This is a genomic window from Pseudomaricurvus sp. (assembly GCF_965662505.1).
Classification (GTDB): domain Bacteria; phylum Pseudomonadota; class Gammaproteobacteria; order Pseudomonadales; family Cellvibrionaceae; genus Pseudomaricurvus.
On sequence record NZ_CBFIHX010000179.1, the window covers coordinates 1 to 5,416 of the forward strand.

The window sequence follows — 5,416 nt, forward strand, 5'->3', positions numbered from 1 at the left end:
GAATTCCAGCTTAGAGTTTCACCCAGGAATTCCTCAGCGCCAGCGGCCAGAGTCGGGATCACAGGCTTCAGCCAGGTCAGCAGGGCGCGGAACATATTCACGCCCAGGGTGCAGATATCCAGAACCTGTTGCTCGGTACCTTCTTCTTTGGCCAGAGACCAGGGGGCCTGAGCGGCAATGTACTCGTTGGCGGCATCGGCCAGCGCCATAACTTCACGCATCGCTTTGCCGAATTCGCGGTTTTCAAAGAAGTTGGCAATCACCGGATCCGCTTCTTCAAAGCGCTGCCACAGGCTTTCGTCAGCGACGGTGGTAGACAGGGTGCCGCCACTTTTCTGGATAAATTTCGCGGTACGACTGGCGATATTGACCACTTTACCCACCAGATCGCTGTTTACGCGCTGGATAAAGTCGTCCAGATTCAGGTCGAGATCGTCGACACCGCTGCTGAGTTTGGCGGCGAAGTAGTAACGCAGGTATTCAGGGTTGAGGTGATCCAGATAGGTGCGGGCATTAATAAAGGTGCCGCGGGATTTGGACATCTTCTTGCCGTTTACGGTCAGAAAGCCATGTACGCAAACCTTGGTGGGTGTGCGGAATTGGGCGGAGCTGAGCATGGCTGGCCAGAACAGGGCGTGGAAGTTGACGATGTCTTTACCGATAAAGTGGTAGACCTCACATTCGGAGTCCGCTTTCCAATACTCATCAAACGTGGCTTCAACGTCGACGCCTTCCTGCTTGCTCAGATAGTTCTTAAAGCTGGCGAGGTAGCCGATAGGCGCGTCCAGCCAGACGTAGAAAAACTTGTTGGCTTCACCGGGGATTTCAAAGCCGAAGTAGGGGGCATCGCGGGAAATGTCCCATTCTTGCAGGCCGGAATCGAGCCATTCAGACAGCTTGTTGGCCACTTCATCCTGCAGGTGACCGGCGCGGGTCCACCCTTTCAAAAAGTCCTGGAATTCAGGCAGTTTGAAGAAAAAGTGCTCGGACTCTTTTTCAATCGGCGTGGCACCGGAAATGACAGATTTTGGATTGATCAGCTCGGTAGGTGAGTAGGTGGCACCGCAGGCTTCGCAGTTATCACCATATTGATCGTCCACTTTACACTTGGGACAAGTGCCCTTGATGTAGCGATCCGCCAGGAAGAGTTCTTTCTCCGGGTCGAAAGCCTGAGTGATCTTGCGGCTGGCAATATGACCGTTGGCTTTCAACTTTTCGTAGATATACGACGAAAGCTCGCGGTTTTCCTCCGAGTGTGTGGAGTGGAAGTTGTCGAAATTCACCTGAAAATCGGCAAAATCCTTTTCGTGCTCCGCTTTGACGTTGGCAATCTGCTGCTCAGGTGTCAGACCCAGCTGCTCGGCTTTAAGCATGATGGCTGTGCCGTGAGCGTCGTCCGCGCAGACGTAGGTACAGTCGTGACCGCGCATCTTCTGAAAACGCACCCAGATGTCGGTTTGGATGTACTCCACCAAGTGCCCCAGATGGATGGAGCCGTTGGCGTAAGGCAGTGCGCTGGTAACCAGAATTTTACGACGCTCAGTCATAACAGTTGCTATCTCGCTTCGGGTGAATGAGGGGAACGACCAGTGACGGCCATATCCCGGAAAAATGGCGGCGAACTATAGCATTTTTCGCAGGGTAAATCAGCGTTCAGCGCGAAATAGGGTTGGAAATCAGGAGGTTGTTTTGGAAAGACGAAGGGGAGGGAGAAAAAGAGAAGGCCGGCAGAGGTTCTGCCGGCCAGTACAAAGTCCTAATCAGTACAAAAACTACTGGCGTTTTAGAAGGTCATTTGCAGCGTCAGCCAGTAATTGCGACCGGCGTCTTTGACGTTGTAGTCATCGGTAAAGACCACTTCGCTTACTGCGCCACGCCCTGTGGCCATGGTGTAGACGCCATCGCCATTGAGGTCGTTAAACTCGGTGGTGTAGGTGGTGAAGTCCTCATCCAGCAGGTTGTTAACGCGTCCGAACAGGCTGAGGTTCTCAGTGATGTCGTAGCGAATACCCAGATTCAGGATTTCGTAGTTTTTGAAGTAGCGGGCTTTATCCTGAGTGGTGTCCCAGTCGCGGTAGCGATCAGAGCGCAATTCCGCCTGCAGTGACAAAGACAGGCTGTCCAGCGCTTGCCAATCGATGCTGATGTTGGCCATATGCTCGGCGGTGTTGGTCAGTGGCTGACCTTCTTCGGCGCCGCTCTGTTGCTCGCTGTCGGTCCAGGTGTAGTTCGCCTGCAGTGTCCAGTTGTCCGTGATCAGGTAGCGCCCGGCCAGTTCGACACCCTGGATGTCAACTTCATCGATATTAACTTTCTTGGAGCTTCTTGAGCCGTAGGTGGACAGACCTGCATCGGCGTATGCTCCTTCAATGCCGCAATCTGCGGCTGAATCACAGGGCTGAGAGCTGATTTTGTCTTCAAACTTGGTGTTGAAGTAAGTGACATTGAAGTTGTGGCCGTTGAGCGAATTCCAGTAGAGGGCGATTTCGCTGTTGATGCTGGTTTCCGGTTCCAGATCCGGGTTGCCGTAGAATGGGATGGTGCCCTGACCGCCAAAGCCAGTGATACCGTCGTACAGATCGGTGGTTTTCGGGGTTTTATAACCGGTACTGACGCCACCTTTCAGGGTCCAGCTGTCGCTCAGGGAGTAAACGCCGTACAGACGGGGAGAAACCTGACTGCCAAACACATCGTGTTCGTCGTAACGCACACCAGCGGTAATGGTCAGTGGATCGGTGGGAGTCCAGCTGTCTTCCACAAACAGGGAGTACATTTTCTGATCCTGTACGCCACCGGGTTGATCCTGCTCGGTGCCAAACACACCATCCTCAAGTTCACCATCAATGATCTGACCGCCGATCACCAATACGTGATTACCGAAGGCTTCCAGAGGAATGTTGAGGTTGGCGTCCAGCGTGTACTGGCTGCTTTTCAGCGTGCGCTCGGGGCGAGGTAGGAAGGTGTCTGCGGCCAGGGCCTTGCGATCGGCTTCGCTCATGCCTGCGTAGGCACCGCTGCCGTTTTGCATTTCCTGCAGCTCCAGTCGTTCGTCGACGGTGAGTGGCAGTGTGCGGCCTTCGTTGGCGGTATCGACATAAGACAGGGCGACATAACTGGAGCCGAACTCCCAATCGCCTTCGTGGGTAATGGACCACCAGTCGCGGGTGAAGGTCTGATCGGCGGCATAGCCCGAGCGACTGCGCTCCCACAGAGCTTCGATATTGTCCTTGGTGCCAAGTGGGTAGCTGATTTCGCCACTGGCAGGATCCACCACCGGTGTATTGTCGTAAACCTGTTCGGAGGTGTCGTAATCAAAGCGCAGGCTTTGACGCTCATCGAGAATATAGGTCAGTGTAAAGCCGTATTCTTCTGTAGAGCTATCAACGGTTCTGCCGCCGCCACCAAAGCCGGTGGTGCGAATGTGCACGTCGCCGTTGGGATCAACAGCAGGTTCGAACTGCGGAGATGAGGCATTGCTTTCGTAGTAGCTGCCGCGCAGTCCCAGAGACAGTACGTTCTCAATCAGTGGGCCACTGACAGAGAAATTGCCCTGATAGCTATCGCCGAAATCGCTGTTCTCCTGAACCGTGCCGCCCAGATTGATGGCGCCATGCCAGCTGTCGGCTGTCTTTTTGGTGATCACGTTGACCACGCCGCCCATGGCGTCGGCGCCATACAAAGTAGATGCGGGACCACGAATGACTTCGATGCGCTCAATGGACTCGGGGGGTGGCATATGACCGAAGGCGTTGCCGCCGAAGTTGTTGGGGTAGATGTCGCCGTGGTTGTTTTGGCGTTTGCCATCGATCAGAAGCAGGGTGTAATCGCCGGAAAGGCCACGCATGCTGACTTGAGCTTGTCCGGTTTTGTCCCGTGCGGTACCGATATCGATACCCTCTTGATACTTCAGAATCTCGACCAGGTTGGCGTGGGGGCGTGATAATAGATCATCCTGAGAAATGACCGAAATACTGGCCGGGGCGTCGGGAATTTTCTGTTCGAAACCGGTCGCCGAAACAACGATCTCTTCATCAAACTTGGTGATTTTATGGGTGTTTGTGTTCGCTTCGTTTGCCAGTGCATGGCAGCTTACTGACATTGCTATGGCGATTGATAAGGTATTCCGTGCGCACATTGGAAGAATGTTTTTCACTGGTCCTGTCCCCAAACTTTTCTTTTAATGAGTTAGATTCGTAATTGTTGTTGAGCATTATAATGATAACGATTATCAATAAAAGTATTAATTGGGAAGAATGGGCAGTTTTTATAAAATTGAGCCAAATATTTCCGTATGGAGCAATTTGTTGCTCCAATTCAGTAAATCGATCCATTTTCAGAGGATATTTTGGTAATGTGCAGCCCTTGGTTTGAGCTATCAAAACCATTGCTGCCACTTAAAGCCTTTTGCGACCATTGAGGAATTCCATGTCTGACGCTGCCAACCCTATATTGCCTTCTCAAATTGAATCCCGCGTTTTGGCGCTACCGCTGCCCAATCTGCAAGTCACTGTGGGGGAACTCGGGCAAGTGGAAAGCGTTTCCGTGGTGGACGGTAAGGTTGAGCTGGTGGTGCTGCTGGCAATTCCTGCGCAGGGTTTGCTACAGACCTTGAGTGAGTCCATTTGGGATGCCATCAAAGACCTGCCCGGTGTAGAGCATGTAGCTGTGGATATTGGCTGGGCAGTGCAGCGTGGGCCGGTGGCGGATCCTGCCGCGGCCATTCCCCGAGTGAAGAATATTCTGGCGGTTGCGTCTGGAAAAGGTGGTGTGGGCAAATCCACGACGGCCATTAACCTGGCGCTGGCGCTTAAGGCTGAAGGGGCTGTGGTGGGAATTCTGGATGCGGATATCTACGGGCCGAGCATTCCTGCGATGCTGGGAGTGGGTAATAAGCGTCCGGCACTAGAGAAGGGGCCGCAGGGACAAATGCTGGTGCCTATCGAGGCGCACGGTATTTATTCCATCTCCATGGGCTATCTGGTGACGGAAGATACCCCGATGGTCTGGCGGGGCCCTATGGCCAGTGGTGCTTTGCAACAGTTACTGGCACAGACTCTTTGGCCTGAGCTGGATTACCTCATCATCGACATGCCGCCGGGCACTGGTGACATCCAGCTAACCTTGTCGCAAAAAGTTCCTGTGACGGGGTCGGTGGTGGTGACGACACCTCAGGATATTGCACTGCTGGATGCTCAAAAAGGTATCGAGATGTTCCGCAAGGTACACGTGCCGGTATTGGGGGTGATCGAAAATATGGCTACCCACATCTGTTCAAACTGTGGTCACGAAGAGCATATTTTCGGTGAAGGTGGCGGTCAGCGTATTGCCAGCGATTACCAGACGCAGTTGCTGGGGGCCTTGCCGTTGAACCTTTCTATTCGTCAGAAGGCCGATGGCGGTTGTCCCACCGTGGCGG

Annotated in this window: 3 protein-coding genes; 1 reads left to right on the top strand and 2 read right to left on the bottom strand. The window is 53.5% G+C overall.

Annotated features, from left to right (window positions below):
• Together metG and ACTG33_RS16040 are read right to left on the bottom strand one after the other, a co-directional pair.
• Positions 1-1,547, bottom strand: a 1,547-nt coding sequence (gene metG / locus ACTG33_RS16035; protein WP_439136230.1) for a methionine--tRNA ligase, incomplete at its 3' end; no start/stop codon positions are given.
• 236 nt (positions 1,548-1,783) lie between these two features.
• Complete coding sequence (locus ACTG33_RS16040; RefSeq protein WP_439136231.1) at positions 1,784-4,099, bottom strand: TonB-dependent receptor domain-containing protein; 2,316 nt, start codon at positions 4,097-4,099, stop codon at positions 1,784-1,786.
• 326 nt (positions 4,100-4,425) lie between these two features.
• Between ACTG33_RS16040 and apbC the strand changes: the two genes are divergently transcribed.
• On the top strand, positions 4,426-5,416 hold a 991-nt coding region (apbC, locus tag ACTG33_RS16045), incomplete at its 3' end, for an iron-sulfur cluster carrier protein ApbC (RefSeq protein WP_439136232.1).